At 59.4% G+C, this 17,786-nt stretch carries 17 protein-coding genes; 4 read left to right on the forward strand and 13 right to left on the reverse strand.

Going from position 1 to position 17,786, the window contains the following annotated elements; all coding sequences use genetic code 11:
• Positions 1-8 precede the first annotated feature (8 nt).
• From RRB22_06220 to RRB22_06235, 4 genes are all read right to left on the reverse strand, one after another.
• Entirely contained in the window at positions 9-1,532 is a 1,524-nt protein-coding gene (locus RRB22_06220) for a peptidoglycan DD-metalloendopeptidase family protein (protein MDT8383992.1), read from the reverse strand.
• Positions 1,533-1,845: 313 nt separating this feature from the next.
• A complete protein-coding gene (locus RRB22_06225) occupies positions 1,846-2,832 on the reverse strand; it encodes a diguanylate cyclase (protein MDT8383993.1) in 987 nt (328 codons plus the stop codon).
• Positions 2,833-2,857: 25 nt separating this feature from the next.
• Complete coding sequence (locus tag RRB22_06230) at positions 2,858-3,472, reverse strand: chemotaxis protein CheC (GenBank protein MDT8383994.1); 615 nt, start codon at positions 3,470-3,472, stop codon at positions 2,858-2,860.
• 7 nt (positions 3,473-3,479) lie between these two features.
• Complete coding sequence (locus tag RRB22_06235) at positions 3,480-3,845, reverse strand: response regulator (protein MDT8383995.1); 366 nt, start codon at positions 3,843-3,845, stop codon at positions 3,480-3,482.
• A gap of 252 nt (positions 3,846-4,097) precedes the next feature.
• Between RRB22_06235 and tyrS the strand changes: the two genes are divergently transcribed.
• The gene (tyrS, locus tag RRB22_06240; GenBank protein ID MDT8383996.1) at positions 4,098-5,297 is read left to right on the forward strand and encodes a tyrosine--tRNA ligase; all 1,200 of its coding nucleotides are present in this window, start codon (positions 4,098-4,100) and stop codon (positions 5,295-5,297) included.
• Positions 5,298-5,361: 64 nt separating this feature from the next.
• Here tyrS and RRB22_06245 read toward each other — a convergent pair whose 3' ends face one another.
• Genes RRB22_06245 through RRB22_06260 form a run of 4 tightly spaced genes read right to left on the reverse strand, consistent with a single transcriptional unit; the run spans position 5,362 to position 8,523 of the window.
• Complete coding sequence (locus RRB22_06245) at positions 5,362-5,949, reverse strand: LON peptidase substrate-binding domain-containing protein (GenBank protein ID MDT8383997.1); 588 nt, start codon at positions 5,947-5,949, stop codon at positions 5,362-5,364.
• 23 nt (positions 5,950-5,972) lie between these two features.
• Positions 5,973-6,614, reverse strand: coding sequence for a flavin prenyltransferase UbiX (locus tag RRB22_06250; protein ID MDT8383998.1), 642 nt, complete (start codon positions 6,612-6,614; stop codon positions 5,973-5,975).
• Positions 6,615-6,623: 9 nt separating this feature from the next.
• Entirely contained in the window at positions 6,624-7,994 is a 1,371-nt protein-coding gene (gene mpl, locus RRB22_06255) for a UDP-N-acetylmuramate:L-alanyl-gamma-D-glutamyl-meso-diaminopimelate ligase (GenBank protein MDT8383999.1), read from the reverse strand.
• 10 nt (positions 7,995-8,004) lie between these two features.
• The gene (locus RRB22_06260; GenBank protein MDT8384000.1) at positions 8,005-8,523 is read right to left on the reverse strand and encodes a hypothetical protein; all 519 of its coding nucleotides are present in this window, start codon (positions 8,521-8,523) and stop codon (positions 8,005-8,007) included.
• Between the two features lie 160 nt (positions 8,524-8,683).
• Here RRB22_06260 and rnd point away from each other — a divergent pair, with 160 nt between their 5' ends.
• Positions 8,684-9,838, forward strand: coding sequence for a ribonuclease D (gene rnd / locus RRB22_06265; protein ID MDT8384001.1), 1,155 nt, complete (start codon positions 8,684-8,686; stop codon positions 9,836-9,838).
• 57 nt (positions 9,839-9,895) lie between these two features.
• On the opposite strand, the gene RRB22_06270 is transcribed toward rnd, so the two are convergent.
• On the reverse strand, positions 9,896-10,810 hold the full coding sequence (locus RRB22_06270; GenBank protein ID MDT8384002.1) for an HDOD domain-containing protein: 915 nt from the start codon (positions 10,808-10,810) through the stop codon (positions 9,896-9,898).
• Between the two features lie 204 nt (positions 10,811-11,014).
• Between RRB22_06270 and RRB22_06275 the strand changes: the two genes are divergently transcribed.
• On the forward strand, positions 11,015-12,196 hold the full coding sequence (locus tag RRB22_06275; GenBank protein ID MDT8384003.1) for a phospholipase D-like domain-containing protein: 1,182 nt from the start codon (positions 11,015-11,017) through the stop codon (positions 12,194-12,196).
• A 25-nt stretch (positions 12,197-12,221) separates the two neighbouring features.
• Here RRB22_06275 and apaG read toward each other — a convergent pair whose 3' ends face one another.
• The 4 genes from apaG to RRB22_06295 form a co-directional block, all read right to left on the reverse strand.
• Entirely contained in the window at positions 12,222-12,614 is a 393-nt protein-coding gene (apaG, locus tag RRB22_06280) for a Co2+/Mg2+ efflux protein ApaG (GenBank protein ID MDT8384004.1), read from the reverse strand.
• 158 nt (positions 12,615-12,772) lie between these two features.
• Complete coding sequence (locus tag RRB22_06285) at positions 12,773-14,266, reverse strand: hypothetical protein (protein ID MDT8384005.1); 1,494 nt, start codon at positions 14,264-14,266, stop codon at positions 12,773-12,775.
• Positions 14,267-14,460: 194 nt separating this feature from the next.
• Positions 14,461-15,243, reverse strand: a complete 783-nt coding sequence (locus RRB22_06290; protein ID MDT8384006.1) for a hypothetical protein — start codon at positions 15,241-15,243, stop codon at positions 14,461-14,463.
• 30 nt (positions 15,244-15,273) lie between these two features.
• Positions 15,274-16,248, reverse strand: a complete 975-nt coding sequence (locus RRB22_06295; GenBank protein ID MDT8384007.1) for a MotA/TolQ/ExbB proton channel family protein — start codon at positions 16,246-16,248, stop codon at positions 15,274-15,276.
• Positions 16,249-16,880: 632 nt separating this feature from the next.
• On the opposite strand from RRB22_06295, the gene RRB22_06300 reads away from it, so the two are divergent.
• Entirely contained in the window at positions 16,881-17,606 is a 726-nt protein-coding gene (locus tag RRB22_06300) for a c-type cytochrome (protein MDT8384008.1), read from the forward strand.
• Positions 17,607-17,786: the final 180 nt, after the last annotated feature.

The following is a 17,786-nucleotide window of genomic DNA, read 5'->3' on the forward strand; positions in this document are numbered from 1 at the left end:
GCCGGTGGTTACGGATTTTCTGCCTGATCATTCAATGCCACGGTGGTGCGTTGCAGCACGTCCAGCAATGCAACCAGGCCGCGCGACTTGTTGAGAAAGTCGGATTTATATTTGGCGGTGATGGGCGCGGCATCCGGCAGCTGCACGGTCAGCGGATTGCGGTGCACGCCGTTGACGCGGAATTCGTAGTGCAGATGCGGGCCGGTGGAGCGGCCGGTGCTACCGACATAACCGATGACCTCTCCCTGACGTACCTGTTTGCCGCGGCGGCTGCCGGGTTTAATCCGCGACATATGGGCGTACAGGGTGCTGTATTTCCCGCCATGCTGGATGATCACCGTTTTACCGTAACCGCCCTTGCGTCCAACGAATAGCAGCTTGCCGTCACCGGCCGCCTTGATCGGCGTGCCGCTGGGGGCGGCGTAGTCCACGCCGTGATGGTTTTTGGTGGTGTTCAGGGTGGGGTGGTGACGCTTGCCAAAGCGCGAGCTGATACGGGTGAAGTCCACTGGTGTGCGCAGGAAGGCCTTGCGCATGCTGCGGCCATCGGGCGAGTAATAATCGGCGCGATTCGCCGCATCCACATAACGCAATGCGCGATAGCTTTTGCCGCGATTCACAAACTCCGCCGCGAGAATATTGCCATCGGCCTGTTTTTTTCCATCCAGGTACAGCTCTTCGTAGACCAGGGTGAAATGGTCGCCGCTGCGAATGTCTAACGCGAAATCGACGTCCCAGCCGAATATCCCCGCCAGCTCCATGATGAGGTTGTCCGACATGCCCGCTGCCTGGCCGGCCAGAAATAGAGAGGAATCTATGACCGCGGTGGTGTTGGTGACACGGACTTCCATCTCCCGCGCGTCAGTGGCAACAATAAACTCATCGTGTTCGTTGCGGGTGACGTTTAGGGTATTGAGCGGGTCGCTGATATAAACCAGTTGTTGCAGCTCGCCATCCTCGATCCTGAATTTGAATTGCTGGCCCGGCATCAGGCGCTTGAGTGAGGCGGTCGCCTTGTCGGCACGCATCACGCGGTCCAGTTGCTGCGGGCTCAGTCCCTGGCGCGCAAAGATCAGCGCCAGACTGTCGCCACTCTTGACGGTGGCGTGGTGCCAGTTGTGAGCGGATTCTGTGTCGGTATCCGTGCCGTGGTCGAGCAGCGGGCTGCCTGTTTCGGTGCCGGTTGCGGTAAAAGCACCCTCAGGCAGGGCCAGCGGCAGGCTGATGCGGGCCAGGGGAATATTGACGGGCGTGTCAGCGGCGTTTGTCGTTACGGGGGCCGCTGACGGGTCGCTTATGGCTGGGCCGGCATCGAGGGCCAGGGTTTCGTTGCGCGTCGCCTTGGCATTGTCGGTGCTGAAAAAGAAGATGCCGCCCAGAATCGCCACGCTGGCGGCCAGCCCCAGCCAGTGAGCCTTTCCCACCACCCGCCCTGATGAGGCGTCGGTCCGCGAAACCTTATTCATCAGCGTGGACTTATAGTCCCGGCCCATGACGGACGTGCGTTGTGGGTTGTGAGAAGAATTGTTCATAAATCAAACAGGTGTTGTGTGCCGTTGTGATCGGTAGGGTGGCCAGGATTGTTGCATATGTGCGTTAACCTATTGGTGCCAACCCTGAATGTTTCGATGAGTGCGGTAAAAGCGCACCCAAAAAACCGATGGGCCGATTGATCGGATGGTTTTGTTATATATCGGTCGCCGATGACAGTCAATGAACATAAAAATGTGAAATGCTCGCGGTTTAACCGATTCTTTTCACTAATTTTATACATTGTAGCAATAAGCGCTTCAATCATAAGCCAGAAAGGCTGTGGCTGGCTAGGAGCCTGTCGGGCCCGGGTGGTCAGCCCCCATCCTTGTCGACATCGGGATGGTAGCGGGTGGTGCAGTTACGGCCGTTTTCCTTGGATTTGTAGAGCCCGAGATCGGCCTCGGCGATGAGTTGTGGATAGGCCGCCGTGGTGTCGCGCAATTCGGTGACGCCGAGGCTGATGGTGATGGACAACATCTCACCTTCCGCCTCAATGGGCGCGCTGGCGATGGCCTTGCGCAGGCGTTCGGCGACCACTACGGCCCCCTCGATATCGGTTTCCGGTAAGGCGATGATGAATTCCTCGCCGCCATAACGTCCCAGGACATCGGTGTCACGCAGGGCCTCGCTAAGACGCCCGGAGACGACCCGCAGCACCGCATCACCGGCGAGGTGGCCGTAGGTGTCGTTGACCTTCTTGAAGAAGTCGATGTCGGTGAGAATTACGGAAAATGGGTTGCCATAGCGGCGCGCACGATCATATTCATGGGAGATGGTTTCTTCGATATAGCGCCGATTGAAGAGTTTGGTCAGGCCATCCTTGTTGCTGAGTTCGCGCAGTTTTTCCGTGGTTTCCTGTAGTTTCGATTGATAGATGCTGGTGTCAGTGACATCGAGTAGTGTGAAGCAGATAAACTGCACTTCGCCTGCATCGTCCTTGACCGGCATCAGGGTGCAGTCCTGACGCATGCAGTCGACGCCGCCGGTCACGGGACGGTTGTGGGCAAACCTGAACAGATAGGGGCGTTGTTCCCAGGAGCTGAAGGAAAAGTTCTTGAGGATGAAGACATTCTCGATCTTTCGATCCAGCCATTTCTGCGGTAATTCGGGGAAGGCCTCAAACAGATTGCGGCCGATCACCGTGTCTGCCTTGTGCTCGCTGTTGATCTCCATGAACTGATTCCACAGCACGATCTCGCGTTCACGGTTGATGACAAAAATGCCGACGTTGGCACGCTCGACAATAAAATTCAGCAGCGTGGATAGGTTATCGGGGATGTTGTCTGCAGGCTCTGACATGAAAGGATGATGGCTGGCGTAACGCCTAAATGGCATCCATGAAATCGTCGAGAATACTCCGCAGGGTGTCGATGGCCTCTTCGGTCATAAACATCAATATGTGGCACTTGAAGTCGCGACCCTCGACGGTGAAGTTGACCTCCATCAGCAGGGCGTGCGACCAGGAGAGTTGTTCGGGTATCAGCACCTGATCCAGCGGTTTGCGTTCCGCCATCAGCGAGGGAGCCGAGAAGCTGAGATCGGTCTCCAGGGTTTCGGCGATGCCGGTAATGATTGCGCCGACCAGGAGATTGCTGACCTCCAGCAATAGTTCCTGTTCAGCGGACTGATCCAGGTCGGTGTCGTAGCCCATGAGGTCGGCCAGATCGTCCGCCCCGGACTGGGCAAACACCACAATCGCCTCGCCCCGCAGAGAATTGGAAAAGGCCTGCCGCACCGCCGAGATTTCGGCATTGGTATCCACCATCTCGGTAACGGTGCTGATCACATCCTTCACCGTCACCAGGCGGATGCGAGGCACCGATAGCTCCACAAAGTTGCCGAGGATGCGGGCCAGCGAGTCGCCGGCCTGACCCATGGCGATATTCACCACCTCTTGCAGGGCGTCGTTCTGGTCTTCCGTATAGGCTTGCATGGTCATGGTGGTGTCAGATGATTCCGTATTCGCGCAGTACATTTTCGATGTCCGTGGTTTTTACCGGCTTTTTGATGAAGGCCATCGCGCCGAGTTTTTTCACCCGTTGCTGGGCCTCGGGCTGAATGTCGGCGGAAATGACAATCACGAAGGTGTTGAGTTGTTCTTTTTGCAGGTGCTCCAGGGTCTCGTAGCCGTCCATCACCGGCATGGTGAGGTCGAGGAACATGATCTCTGCCTTGCCCTCACGATAGGCGGCCAGGGCCTCCACCCCGTTTTCCGCCTGGGTAATGTCCACCTTCCAGCTGGGCGGCAGGGCGCGAATGACCATCTTGCGGGAAATTTTCGAGTCATCGACGACGGTAATGGGGACAGCCATAGTGTGTTCAGATCTCTTTGTTGGTTTTCTTTGTTATTGGGTGCCGTCAACAGGCCGTTCAAGCGCATTTATTGCATGACCTTGACTATCGGCAGGCAGTGGGGAGGCTTTAGCAGGATTTTGGCTGCCCCGCCGGTCGATGAGGATTTGCGCGGTATCGCAGGGAACGCCCGGCAAAAATCGCCCGGGTGCGGTGAATATTCGCTATAATCCGCAGCCGCTTTCCCCCTGAAAACCATTCGAGAGACGATTATGTCAGCAGTCAACCAGGCCCTGGAGCAGATCAAACGCGGCGCGGAAGAGTTACTCCTTGAGGCAGAGCTGAAGACCAAGCTGGAGCGGGGCAAACCGCTGCGCATCAAGGCCGGCTTTGATCCGACCGCGCCGGATCTGCATCTGGGGCATACCGTGCTCATCAACAAGCTGCGCCAGTTCCAGGATCTGGGCCATGAGGTACTGTTCCTGATCGGCGACTTTACCGGCATGATCGGTGACCCTACTGGCAAGAATGCCACCCGCCCGCCGCTGACCCGCGATGAGGTGATCGAGAATGCGCGCACCTACGAGCAGCAGATCTTCAAGATCCTCGATCCGGAAAAGACCCTGGTGATGTTCAATTCCAGCTGGATGAATGCGATGAACACCGCCGAGCTGATCCAGCTGGCGGCCAAGCATACCGTGGCGCGCATGCTGGAGCGCGATGATTTCAGCAAGCGTTATAAAACCGGCCAGCCCATCGCGATCCACGAATTCCTGTATCCGCTGATCCAGGGATACGACTCGGTGGCGATGAAGGCGGATGTGGAGCTGGGCGGTACTGACCAGAAATTCAACCTGCTGGTGGGGCGTGAGTTGCAGAAGGCCTTTGGCCAGGAGCCACAGGTGGTGCTCACCATGCCCTTGCTGGAGGGGCTGGACGGGGTGCAGAAGATGTCCAAGTCACTGGGCAACTACATCGGTATCGATGAGCCGGCTGACGAGATGTTTGGCAAGCTGATGTCGATCTCTGACCCGCTGATGTGGCGCTATTTTGAACTGCTGAGTTTCCGGCCGATGAGCGAGATCGAGGGATTCAAACAGCAGGTGGCGGAAGGCACCAATCCCCGCGACATAAAGTTCCTGTTATGTGAAGAGATTATTACGCGGTTTCACGATCAGGCGGCGGCCGATAGCGCCAGGGAAGCCTTTATCGCCCGCTTTCAGAAGGGTGCCATGCCGGACGAAATGCCGGAGATCGAATTGCAGTCCAGCGAGGGCCATCTGGTGATTGGCAACCTGTTGAAGCAGGCCGATCTGGTGGGCAGCACCTCGGACGCCATGCGCATGATCAAGCAGGGTGCGGTGCGTATCGACGGTGAGCGCGTCGACGATGAGCGGCTTAGCATCGCCGCCGGCAGCCAGCATGTCTATCAGGTCGGTAAACGCCGTTTTGCGCGGGTGACCGTGAAATAGCCTTCCGGTCGGCGGGCGTATTACACCCCGCCAATGCTTCAGTGCTCAGCAGGTCAGACCGCGTTCAGCTGATATCCATCTCGTCCATTAGCGCGGCCAGCCGTTCCAGTCGTTGTAACGGATCATCTAACTGTAAGAAGTATTGTTTCTGTTCGAGTCGGATCGGCAACAGTTCAGCCAGCCGGCTGCTGACCCAGCTGGCGTCGTCGTATCTTTTTTCCATTTTGATGAAGGGATAATCCAGCTGCTCCAGCAGTTTGCGCAGGGTGTCTGCGATGCGCACGTACGGCTTGGGCAGGGGGCCGGAATTTTCATTTTCCAGCAGGATCACCTCGGCCGTGGTCAGCTGGTTGGCCTGCACCTGTTGCGAAATGATCTTGAAACGCTGCCGACCCTGGGCGGTGATGCCGAGCAGGCCATCGGACTGCTGGTTGAAATAACTGATCTCGCTGAGGGTGCCGACCTCGTAGGTGTCGGCGGCCTTGCCCACCTCGGATCCCTCGCGGATCAGACACACACCAAAACCTTTCTGGTTTTTCATGCAGTCGCTCACCATGTCGAGATAGCGCGGTTCGAAGATGCGCAATGGCAGCGTGCCGCCGGGGAACAGCACGGCGTGCAGGGGAAACAGGGGGATGATGAGTTTGCTCATGGTTTTTCGGGTAACGGTCTGGCCTATTCCGTTTCTGCCCCCCAGCGCGGTATCAGCTCATGCTCCAGCCTGAGGTGGTCCATGATGCGGGCGACGACAAAGTCTATCAGGTCTGCAATGCCGGTGGGGTGGTGATAAAAGCCGGGACTGGCCGGCATGATCGTCACCCCCAGCTGCGCGAGCTTGAGCATGTTTTCCAGGTGTATGGCGGACACCGGCATTTCGCGGTGCAGCAGTATCAGCTGGCGGCGCTCCTTGAGCATCACATCAGCGGCGCGCTCGATCAGGTCCTTGCTGGCCCCCACGGCGATGGCGGACAGGGTCGCGGAGCTGCAGGGGCAAACCACCATGGCCCGGGCGGTGTTGGAGCCGCTGGCCAGCGAGGCGGTCCACTGTTCCCGGGAGAAGACCGTCAGCTGTCCCTGCGCCGCGCCGTAACGGGCGGCCAGAAAGGCCTGCTGTTCGGCGGCCCGGCCGGGCAGGGCGAGATCGGTTTCGGTGGCGATCACCACCTGCGCGGCGGCCGAGATCAGCAGCTTGACCCGCACCCCGGCGGCGAGCAGGCAGTCCAGCAACCGCAGCCCGTATTGCACGCCCGAGGCGCCGGTAATGGCGAGGGTGATGGTGTCGGCGGTGGTGGTTGGGGTGACGGCGGCTGGCGACATTAGGCTGGCTTACACACGGTTGGTTTTCAAATAGCCTAGCAGTTTCTCATGCAGTCCACCAAAGGCGCCGTTGCTCATGATCAGGATGTGGTCGCCGCGGCGGGCGCTGGCGGCAAGCTGGCGGGCGAGGGCGTCGACATCGGCAAAGGTTTGGGCCCGCGCGCCCAGATGCCGAGTGACGGCGGAGGCATCCCAGTCCATGTCCGCCGGGGTGTACAGCAGCACTTCGTCGGCCGCCTCCAGCGAAGGGCCCAGCGTGTCCTTGTGCACCCCCAGGCGCATGGTGTTGGAACGGGGTTCCAGTACCGCGATGATGCGGCCGGCGGACCCGACCCTGGCGCGCAGGCCGCCGAGGGTGGTCTTGATGGCCGTGGGATGGTGGGCGAAATCGTCGTACACGGTGATGCCGTCGATCACGCCGCGGATCTCCATGCGCCGTTTCGGGCTCTGAAAACTGCACAGCGCCTCGATGGCGTGGTGGGTCGGCACCCCGGCGTGACGGGCGGCGGCAATGGCGGCGATGGCATTGTTGACGTTGTGCTGGCCCAGTGAGTCCCAGCGCACGGTGCCCTGGGACCGAGCGCCGAAAAAGACCTCGAACTCGCTGCCATCGGCCTGCCGGAGTCGGGCGTACCAGCCCTCCCCCGGTTGATCGCTGATCGCCTCGACGGGCGTCCAGCAGCCCATCGCCAGTACCCGCTGGATGTGCGGTTCGGACTGCGGGGCGATGATCAGGCCGTTGCCGGGCACGGTGCGCACCAGGTGGTGGAACTGGCGTTCGATGGCCTCGATGTCGGGGAAAATGTCGGCGTGGTCGTATTCCAGGTTGTTCAGCACCACCGTGCGGGGTCGGTAGTGCACGAATTTGGAACGCTTGTCGAAAAAGGCGGTGTCGTATTCGTCGGCCTCCACCACAAAAAACGGCGCCCGCCCGGCACGGGCGGAGAGCCCGAAGTTGCGCGGCACACCGCCGATCAAAAATCCCGGTGCCAGCCCGGCATCCTCCAGGATCCAGGCCAGCATGGAGGCCGTGGTGGTCTTGCCGTGGGTGCCGGCGACCGCCAGAACCCAGCGGTCTTTGAGCAGGTAGTCGGCCAGAAAGGCCGGCCCGGAGGTATAGGGCAGGCCGCGCGCCAGCACGCATTCCACCGCGGGATTGCCACGGGAGAGGGCGTTGCCGATGACCACCAGGTCCGGTGCGGGATCCAGCTGGGAGGGATCGAAGCCCTCAGTGAGGGTGATGCCGGCGTCGGCCAGCTGGGTGCTCATGGGCGGATAGACATTCTGGTCCGCACCGCTGACCTCGAAGCCCAGCTCACGCGCCAGCAGCGCGATGCCGCCCATGAAGGTGCCACAGATGCCCAGAATATGGATGTGCATCGTCCGTCTCCTAGCCAACGGCCGTGCCGGCGATCTGCAGCGCCACCATGACGCGGATCGAGGTGTAGATATAGAGCAGGGCGATGCCGGAACCGATCCACATGGGCACCTCGACCGCGTGGCGCAGGATGTGGCCCAGCACCACGATGTTCCAGATGATCAGCACCAGCAGCAACAGGGAAAGGCTGCTGGGGTCGTCGGCATTGACCTGTTGCAGGTAGGCCACCAGTGGCCAGCCGATGAGTTCAAACACGGTGCCGGTGGCGGCAAAGGCGGTCACGGTCTGTGTGCCGCGGCCCTGATAACCACGAATCCACAGCGGCAGGTAGGCGAGTCCGATCAACAGCACGGTGTCGACCCCGGCCGACAGCAGGGCCAGCCCCGCGCTTTGGTCCAGCATGGCAATCACCAGACCCATCAGCAGGTAGCTGCCGATGGAAAGCAGCATCAGAAATCGTGAGCAGGGCAGATCCTGCGGTGCGGCGCGCAGACGCATGAGGTTAAGGATCAGTAGAAATAGTGCGTTCATGCTGCTGGTTGACCCTTTCTGCCGGTGTCGATTTTTCAAGGTCGTACCATGTTGATTCAGACCATGGAATAATGAGCGACATCATAGCGCGACAAGTGCGTTATCCGATAGTGAGCAATTACGGTCAACGCGTCGCCAACCAAAGAGAGTAATAGAGAATATGCCCGAACTTCCCGATCAACCCCTGTTTATTGATACCGAGCGCGGCCTGGCCGAACTGTGTGACAAACTGCGCGGCCAGCCGGTGCTGGCGCTGGACACCGAATTCCTGCGCGAAAAGACCTACTACGCCCAGTTATGTCTGTTACAGGTGGCCGCCGAGGGGGTGATCGCCTGTGTCGACCCGCTGGCGCTGGATCTCGATCCCCTGCTGGACATTATCTATGACCCGTCGGTGGTGAAGGTGATGCACAGTGCGCGGCAGGACATGGAGATCTTTTATGATCTGCGCGGCGATGTGCCGCGTCCCCTGTTTGACTCGCAGATCGCCGCCACCCTGATGGGCTTTGGAGAACAGGTGGGTTATGCCAATCTGGTGCAGCAGATGCTGGGCGTGAACCTGGATAAAATGGCCACCCGCACCGACTGGAGCCAGCGCCCGCTGGATGCCGAGCAGGTCAGCTATGCCGCCGATGATGTGCGCTATCTGTTCGCCGTCTATCACCAGCAGGTGGAGGAACTGGGCAGCAAGGGCCGGCTGCAGTGGCTGCAGAAAGACTTTGACGAGATGAGTGATCTGGCCACCTATGCGCCGGCGGCGGAAAACCTGTGGAAGCGGGTGCGCGGCGCACAAAAGCTGTCTTCGGCACAGCTGGCCGTGTTACGCGGCCTGGCGATCTGGCGCGAGGCGCGGGCGCAGGCCAGCAACCGGCCGCGACGCTGGATCTTCAAGGATGAGGTGATGGTGGATCTGGCGCGTCGTTCGCCGCAGCAGATCGAGGATATGGCGAAGATTCGCGGCATCGAGGAGCGGGATCTGAAGCGCCACGGCGAGGCCCTGCTGAAGGTCATCGCCGAGGCGCGGGCCACCGATCCCGCGAGCTGGCCAACGCGCCCCAAGAGTCAGCGTCTGGCGCCGGAGCAGGATGCCGTGGTGGATCTGCTGCTGGCGGTGCTGCGGCTGCGCGGAAACGAGCACGATGTCAGCCCGGCCCTGCTGGCCAGCCGCAAGCAGCTGGAGGCGCTGGTGGTGGGCGATGAGGAAAGCCTGCTGCTGCACGGTTGGCGCGCCGTCCTGGTCGGCAATGAGCTGCAGGCGGTGCTGTCGGGGGAAAAGGCGGTGCGGGTGGCGGATGGTCAGCTGCTGGTGAGCTGAACGCCCGGAGGTGATCGGTGTGGTGTTGCCGGTTGACGAAAGCCTGGCGATTGTCCGTTACATAAAGTACTGATGTTGTCCCAGCCCGCTATCGTGGGCCTGGCTGATGATGTCGTCAAAATCCACACTGCTCAGGCCGAGGTATTCCAGAATGGGTTTGCCCGCCTGGTTCCATTCGAGATTATTGGGTTGCCCGCCGATGCAGCGGTACAGGCCACTGACATGTTCGGCCATTTTGAGAATGGCCAGCAGTGTCTTGTCTTCGCTGTCCGGGATGCCGGGGTCCTGAAAGATTTCCACATTGTGATGCTGGGAGATGAGGTTGCACAGATGGGTGGGTAGCCTCCAGGCGCGGGCCACAAAAAAGCCCACCACGGCGTGATTGGTATCCATCAGCCGGTTTTCGGTATCGACGATGCGCGGTGACGGCTTCTCGTAGGATTCGCGCATCACCTCCGCATAATTGTCGTATTTCAGCATCAGCAGGGGGATGCCCACGTTGTGGAACAGGCCCAGGGCATAGGCATGGTCGGGGCGTGAAAAGCTCAGCCGCTGCGCGATCAACACGCTGCTGTGGGCCACGTCGCTGGCGGAATCCCAGAAGCCATTCATGGCGGCAAACAGCCGGTCCGGGATATCCTCCATGTTCATCATTTCATTGCGCAGGCTGAGGGTGTTGATGATGCGCATCAGGGTGTTCATGCCCAGCATCATCACGGCCTTGGAGATGGAGGTGATCTCGCCGCCGCCCCCGTAAATCCCGGCATTGATGGTCTTCAATACTCCGCCCGCCAGACCGGCATCGCCGGAGATTAGTGTCGCCATCGCGTTGAGATCAGGGTCCGGCATGGCCATTTCCATCTGCAGATCAACAATGACCTGCGGGGGCGAAGGAATGGTGGCGCCGCGCAGGATGGCGTCGACCTGTTCCTGGCTCATGGACGCTGGATCGAGGAGTGGCGGATTGTTCATGGTGTTTGTGTGCTATTGATTATGGGACGTCAGGGATAAATACGGATCACGGGGAAAATGACGGCCAGCGGGGTAAAATCTTGAATGCTTTCTGGAAGCGGCCTGCGCCGGCAGGCTCCCGGGCATTATCCATTTCATTGCCGGTGATACCCGTTACACTGCGCATATGAATATTGCACGGCACAAAAGATTATGGCGCTGCTTATGCTAATGAAGGCAGGCTATGACTTCCCCTGGCATGAGGGCAACGAATTTGGGTTGTTGGTCGATGGCAATGAGATTTTTGACGCCATGCTCGCCTGTATCGATGCGGCGCAGGCGCAGATCCTGCTGGAAATGTATCTGGTGGAATCCGGCGCGCTGATGGACCGCTTTATCAGCGCCTGGGCCGAGGCCGTAAAGCGTGGTGTGGATGTCTATTTATTGTTTGATGATTTCGGCGCGCACGATCTGACCGTCCTGGACCGGCAGCGTATCCAGCAGGCCGGCATCGGGCTGGTGATGTACAACCCGTTACGCTATGGCGAGCTGCGCCGAAACCTGTTGCGTGATCATCGCAAGCTGATGGTGGTGGATGGTGCCACGGCGTTTATCGGCGGCATGGGGCTGGCGGATGCGTTTGACGTGACCAGCAATCCCGCGACCTATTGGCACGATACGGCGGTGCAGGTGCGGGGCCCGGTGGTGGCGGATTGGCATACGGTGTTCCAGGATAACTGGCGCTACTGGATGCGGCAGTCGCTGCCTGAGCCCGGTGCGAAATATGCCCGCAGCGATGCCGTGCAGGGGAATGGCGGCTTTGATCAGGCCGGCCATCTCTGTGGTGGGCGCCGTTTTGGGGCGGCGGTCATTCAGCGGTCCTTTCTTAAGCGGGTGCGCACGGCCGAGCGCCATGTGTGGATGATGACGGCCTATTTCGCCCCCTCTCGCAGCCTGTTACGGGCCCTGAAGAAGGCGGCGCGGCGCGGCGTGGATGTGCGTCTGGTATGTCCGGGCCCGATCTCTGACCACCCGGCAGTACGCTATGCCGGACACCGTTATTACTATTACCTGCTGCGAGCGGGGGTGCGTATCTTCGAATACCAGCCGCGGTTTTTACATGCCAAGGTGCTGCTGTGTGATGACTGGACCTCGCTGGGTTCCAGTAATGTGGACAGCTGGAACCTGCGCTGGAACCTGGAGGCGAACCAGGAGATTGAAAACAGTCGATTTGCCGCGCGCATCCGTGAGCTGTTTGCAACCGATATTGCCGCCAGTGAGGAGTGTCGGCTGGAGGCCTGGCTGATACGTCCCCGTTATCGTCGCCTGCTGGAGTGGTTCTGGAGCAGAATGGCGCGCTGGCTTGACGCGGTTACGATCCGCCTGCGGCGCCATAACCGTAAATAGAAGCCTGCCCAGGTGCCGGTCGGATTTAGTGCAGGGTGTGCGGCAAGGCCAGGGTAAAGGCGGGGATATCGGCGTCAAAGGCCAGGCCGTCGTCAGTGACCATCTGGTAGCTGCCCTGCATGCTGCCCACCGGGGTCTCAAGCACCGTGCCGCTGGTGTATTCGAAACTTTCGCCGGGGCGCAGGTAGGGTTTCTCGCCCACCACACCCTCACCGTGCACCTCCTGCACATTGCCATTGGCGTCGGTGATGATCCAGTGGCGCGTCATCAGCTTTGCGGCGACATTGCCCGCATTATAGAGCGTCACATTGTAGGAAAAGACGAAACGCTCCTGCTCCGGCGCGGATTGCTCTGCGAGATAATGGGTTTTGACATTGACCTCGATAAGGTTGTCATCGACGGTTTTTATACGCTTCATAGGTGTTGTCTCGTTGGTTCCGGCATGGCCCCGACGTCAGGGCCGGCGGGAAGCGTCTGTGGAATAGATCTGCCCGAATTGGGCCGTAAAAAAATTGTTAACAACAGCGAAAAACGGTATGGCTCCATGACTCAAGTATAGTCATTGCGCCACATCCCTCAGGGCGTTTCCGGCTGGCTGACGACGGCCGGTGTGTCACCGCTCACGGCCGGAGCCGGCTGGGGCGCGTGCGGGTCCTGCTGCGGCGCATCGCGCACGGCGAGTATCACCCCGCTGGGCTGACGGCTGAGGGTGATGGTGGCATCGGTCAGCTCGCGGAAATTTTTTGCCAGCTGGGTATTGTCCGGATCGTTGTGGTTGAAGATGAGATGGGTGATGCCCTTGATCATCGCCAGCTGCTCGCTCGCGGAGTCGGCCGCGGGCGGCAGCGGCAGCACGTCGGCCCGCACCGCCAGCATGGTGCGGGCCGGCCACTGGCTGGCGGCCAGAAAGTGCCGTTCGGGATCGGCGGCCTCGGGGACCAGTTCCTGGATCAGTTCATCGGTGGGGGGCAGCAGACCGCTCTCCAGGCGCACGCCGTGGGCCTTGTCGGTCTGCATGAAGAGGGTGGCCAGCACCAGCAGCCCGGCCATCACCAGACCCCGCTGGCCGATAAAGCCGGCGTGTATGCCCAGCGCCAGATTGGCCCGGATCAGTAGTGGCGTGCCGCAATACAGGATCACCACCAGCGCCAGCAGGGCCCAGTTGGTGTCGGCGACGAACAACCCGATCAGCAGGGCCAGCAGCAGGCTGGTGCCGAACAGGTCGTCCAGCAGGGCGCGGCCCTGTTTGGCCAGCACGGTGATCAGCAGCAGGGCGGCAAGGATGCCGGGCACCAGGCTGACCTCTTCAATCAGCCCGGCGGTATTGCCGAGCAGGGCCAGGCTTAGCGAGTAAAACGGGTTTTCCAGCCAGTTGAGGGCGATCCAGCCGGTCTGCATGGCAAGGATGATGCCGGAGGCGATGGCGAGCCCGGTCCAGACCTGTTTTTTCTGCTGCTGCGAGTTAGGGCCGGACTTGGGGTTTCTGTGCCAGTGCCAGGCCAGGGCCAGCGGATAGGCCAGCCCCATGGGATGCAGGGTGATGCTGATCGCCACCAGCAGAGTCTGCACAAAATACAGGCTGGAAATGCTGTGTTCGGAGGCGCGGTAACGGGCATCGAGGATCCAGCCGAGGCCGAAGGCGCCGATGAGGTACGGCCCCACGCCCATGCTGTCGGCCTGCTGCAATAGCATCGGCGAGATCAGCAACAGGCCGGTGGCGATCAGGGCGGCCTCGTCGGCATAGGATTCGGCGCGGCTTTTTGCCCAGTGGTACAACAACATGGTGGCGCCAAAACAGACCATCAGGGTGAAGACCTTGGCGGCGACCATGCTGCCCGACCAGTACAGCCCCAGTGGGATGAACAGCAGGGCGCGGAAATCCGGGCCACCATAGGTGGTGACCGGGTTGACGACCTGGTCGACTACCGACCAGTTGAGCAGCAGCGCCATGGCGGCGCCCTCATCCAGTCCGTAGGGGGCGAAACTCACCAGGCCAAACCACAGAATCGCGCCGCCCCAGGCACACATAATGGCAATGGCCCATAGTCGCGGGGAAATCTTGTCAAGCATCAGAAGGTCTCTTTGAAGGCATTGGGTATCGTTAATCAGACATCGGGCGCGGCCCGCAAGCCGATCATTCTACAATAACTGGCGGGTGCGGGGTATGCGAATCCGTGTGCCTGTGCCTGTGCCTGTGCGTGGGATGCGGCCATGCGCAGGCTGTCGACATCCGGGGTAAGCCCTGGCGCAGAGGGTGAACAGAACTACTTCAGCTCCAGATGCAGCATCTTGCCGCCGGTTTCATCGGCCAGTTTCTGGTAATGCCAGGTGGTGTCGGGATTGTCGCGGCCGATGGGCAGGGTGTAGACCGGGCTGGGGATATGGAAATAGTGGATGCGGTCGGCAGGGGGCTCGTCGCCGATGAGCAGATAGGCGCCGGGTATAGGGGCGTGTTCGGCGGCGTAGGTGAAACCGTGGCCGATGGTCTCATTGGCGCCGATGAAGGGTGCGCCCTCCATCAGCCGGTCAAACATGGCGCCCATGGTGCCGCGGTAGGTGTCGGCCTTGCCGTCGGAGAACCAGGTGAGCGCATCGAGCTTCTTGCCGGAGCGGATGACGATGATGCGCAATATGGGAATGAGAAATTCGCTAACCCCGTGCATGGAGCCGGTGGCGTCGACCAGCAGGTGCAGGCTGTCGCCGGGCAGATCGCGCAGGCCCTTGACGAAGACGTCGAAATCCTTGCGATTTTTACCCTTGTCGAGGCCGCTGGCGGCCAGCGCCTTCTCCATCTGGCCGTCGGGCGACAGGCTGGCGAGGGCATCCATGTTGGCCATCAGCCGTGTGCGATCGGCCTTGGCCTGGTCGAGCTCGGCCTGCAGGTTGGCGATGGCATCCTTGAGTCGGGGCGCCTGATACTGCTCGGCCATGCGCGCGGTGATGAGAATGGTGACCAACAGAAAAATGAACGTCGCCAGCATCAGCAGGGCGATGTCGGAAAACATCTCGTAGATATTGGGCGGGGATGAGCGGCGTTTCTTGCGCATGGTGGTGAGTGGGTTTGCGGGTGCGGTGGGCTATTTGCGTCGGTTGCCAAACAGATAGCCGAGCAGGCCACGTTCGGCCTGCTTGAGTTTGATCTCCAGTGCCAGGGTCTTTACGTAGGCCTCGCGTAGCCTGACCATCTCGCGCAGGTGATCGATGTCCATGTCCTGGCCGGGTTGTTTGATCTCGGTGGCGAATTCGCTCATCGCCTGGCGGGTGTTGGTGAGCAGTTTATGCAGGCCTTCGATGTTGCGGCTCATGTCGCTGATGTCGGCATTGATCAGGCGCAGGTCGCGTTCCAGCGAGGGTTTGAGGTCGGCGGAACAATACACCAGACAAACGCGGGTCAGCGTGTCTTCCAGGCTTTCGACGCCATTTTCGTCAATATGGGCGAAGATGCGCAGCAGCACACCGCCCAGCACCGCACCCAGCAAGGTGGTGTAGAAGGCGGTGCCCATGCCGGCCATGGCGCCACGCAGGCCGGATAACAGCTGGTCCTGATCCTGGCCCAGTGAATCCAGCGAGTTGGTGAGACCGGTGAGGGTCAGGGTGAGGCCCACCACGGTGCCGATCAGACCCAGGGTGATTAACAGGTTGCCGATGATCTCCAGGGCATGGGCGGTGCGCTGGTAAATGGAGAACTCCACATCCACCAGGGCCTCGATGTTGAGTTCGCCATTATTGTTGACGATGGCGCGCAGTGAGCGAAAGAATTCCGCCACACAACCCCTTTTATCGACCTGCGCGATGCCCAGCCAGCCATCACGTTTGGCCACCTCTTCCAGCCCATCGATCCTGACCGACTCCAGGGTAAGCAGGACGGTCAGCACAAAGCTGGTGGCAACCCCCATGCCGAACAGGCCGATAATGGCCCAGGTGATACGGCTGGGGTCGCGTTGGATGAAATCCCATACCTCGGTATCCAGGTAAAGCCCCAGGTAGATGATGACGGCGGCGGCCGCCCAGATGACCCATAACACCAGGGTCCGGTATCCTCGTTGCACCATGGCAGGATTAGCTCAATATGTCTGTGTTGAAGTAGGGGGCCAGGTCTTCTTGTGGCACCTGAATCGAATCTGCATTCTGTCCTGAGTATGTTGTGGGCTTGCGGCAAGGTCAAACACCGGAGGTGTTGGCCGCTGATCGGTAAATGCGCCCTATAACCTAATAAAATACTCAGTTAAATCAATCTCGTTTGAGTCTGGTAAGTTGGCGGAAACGTGATATATACTGAGCGCCGTTTGCTTGTCCGGTCATTGGTAATCGTGATATACATGGCCGCTAATTTTATAGGCACTGATCTGGGAGGGGTTTGGAAATGGGTATTGACGCTACAATAGGGCTTATTTATCTGGTCGTGACCATCGTGTCATTTTTTGTTGCATCCTTGCTGTTGAAAAAGGGTTCTTCCTGAGAACCTGTTTGTTGTTTGGCGTATGAGTTTTTGCTGTAGCTCCTGGGGTGTTGGCAAATAACGTAATACGCTGGGCAGGTCTGCTGAGAAGGTCCAAATATAAAGAGGCAGATTTGTTCGCGGTTGGTGGGTCACAGTTGATCAAATAAATAAAGGCGTGAGCCGGGCAAATAATAATCGAATTGCCTAATACGAATTAACAATTGGTTGGGAGGGAGTGTTCCTATGCATTTCATAATAAAAGCATCAGCGGTTGCGACACTGTTTGCTGCATCTGCAGCGTTTGCCTCTGGTGCAAGCCAGGGCAATATCGAAAACGGTAAAAATATCTACATGAATGGTAAAGGTGATGTGCCTGCCTGTAACAGTTGCCATGGCCAGGACGCCATGGGTGACGACGCCATGGGTACGCCGCGTCTGGCAGGTCAGGGCCATGTCTTCCTGGTGAAGCAGCTCGAAGATTTCGCCACCGACAAGCGTACAGATACCACCATGTTTATCATGAACAGCAATGCCAAGGGCCTCAGCGCCCAGGATCGTGTTGATGTAGCCGCCTACGCCAACAGCCTGAGTAAAGAGCTGGCGTCCTCCGACATGGCCCAGGTTAAAGAGTTGGGTAACCCGGTAGGTGTGCGCCATCTGGGTAAATCCCTGGTGATGTATGGCGCCACAGAACGGGGTATTACCTCCTGTTACAGCTGTCACGGATTCAACGGACGCGGTGCCGCGCCGGTTTATCCGATGATCGGCGGTCAGAAATATGTCTACCTGGTCAATCAGCTGAAGAAATGGCGTGACGGTAGTCGTGCCAATGACCCCATGGGCCAGATGCGCGCCGTTGCCAAGCACATGACGGATGAGGATATTCATAACGCCGCGACCTACCTGACGTCTGCTCCCCGCACCACTGAGGGTAATGCACGCGTACCTGCTGATTATCCTGAGCATTAATTTTCAGTATTTTTGGTGTGAAAAAGGGCGGATATATTCCGCCCTTTTTTTGTTTGCCTTTTTATTCTCATTAGTGCTGTGCATCCTTAGTATCTCGCCCCACCGGTAGTTTTCTTATTGGGCCTTTTTTCTGGTAGAATTTCCGCGCTGAAGTGTTTCTGACTTTGTGGTCGTCGCATC

The organism is Gammaproteobacteria bacterium, assembly GCA_032250735.1.
In the GTDB taxonomy this organism is placed as follows: Bacteria; Pseudomonadota; Gammaproteobacteria; order SZUA-152; family SZUA-152; genus SZUA-152.

Excerpts from the sequence above, each read along its gene's own strand:
- RRB22_06220 (MDT8383992.1), bottom strand. The coding sequence starts at position 1,532 with ATGAACAATTCTTCTCACAACCCACAACGCACGTCCGTCATGGGCCGG.
- RRB22_06225 (MDT8383993.1), bottom strand. The coding sequence starts at position 2,832 with ATGTCAGAGCCTGCAGACAACATCCCCGATAACCTATCCACGCTGCTG.
- RRB22_06230 (MDT8383994.1), bottom strand. The coding sequence starts at position 3,472 with ATGACCATGCAAGCCTATACGGAAGACCAGAACGACGCCCTGCAAGAG.
- RRB22_06235 (MDT8383995.1), bottom strand. The coding sequence starts at position 3,845 with ATGGCTGTCCCCATTACCGTCGTCGATGACTCGAAAATTTCCCGCAAG.
- tyrS (MDT8383996.1), top strand. The coding sequence starts at position 4,098 with ATGTCAGCAGTCAACCAGGCCCTGGAGCAGATCAAACGCGGCGCGGAA.
- RRB22_06245 (MDT8383997.1), bottom strand. The coding sequence starts at position 5,949 with ATGAGCAAACTCATCATCCCCCTGTTTCCCCTGCACGCCGTGCTGTTC.
- RRB22_06250 (MDT8383998.1), bottom strand. The coding sequence starts at position 6,614 with ATGTCGCCAGCCGCCGTCACCCCAACCACCACCGCCGACACCATCACC.
- mpl (MDT8383999.1), bottom strand. The coding sequence starts at position 7,994 with ATGCACATCCATATTCTGGGCATCTGTGGCACCTTCATGGGCGGCATC.
- RRB22_06260 (MDT8384000.1), bottom strand. The coding sequence starts at position 8,523 with ATGAACGCACTATTTCTACTGATCCTTAACCTCATGCGTCTGCGCGCC.
- rnd (MDT8384001.1), top strand. The coding sequence starts at position 8,684 with ATGCCCGAACTTCCCGATCAACCCCTGTTTATTGATACCGAGCGCGGC.
- RRB22_06270 (MDT8384002.1), bottom strand. The coding sequence starts at position 10,810 with ATGAACAATCCGCCACTCCTCGATCCAGCGTCCATGAGCCAGGAACAG.
- RRB22_06275 (MDT8384003.1), top strand. The coding sequence starts at position 11,015 with ATGCTAATGAAGGCAGGCTATGACTTCCCCTGGCATGAGGGCAACGAA.
- apaG (MDT8384004.1), bottom strand. The coding sequence starts at position 12,614 with ATGAAGCGTATAAAAACCGTCGATGACAACCTTATCGAGGTCAATGTC.
- RRB22_06285 (MDT8384005.1), bottom strand. The coding sequence starts at position 14,266 with ATGCTTGACAAGATTTCCCCGCGACTATGGGCCATTGCCATTATGTGT.
- RRB22_06290 (MDT8384006.1), bottom strand. The coding sequence starts at position 15,243 with ATGCGCAAGAAACGCCGCTCATCCCCGCCCAATATCTACGAGATGTTT.
- RRB22_06295 (MDT8384007.1), bottom strand. The coding sequence starts at position 16,248 with ATGGTGCAACGAGGATACCGGACCCTGGTGTTATGGGTCATCTGGGCG.
- RRB22_06300 (MDT8384008.1), top strand. The coding sequence starts at position 16,881 with ATGCATTTCATAATAAAAGCATCAGCGGTTGCGACACTGTTTGCTGCA.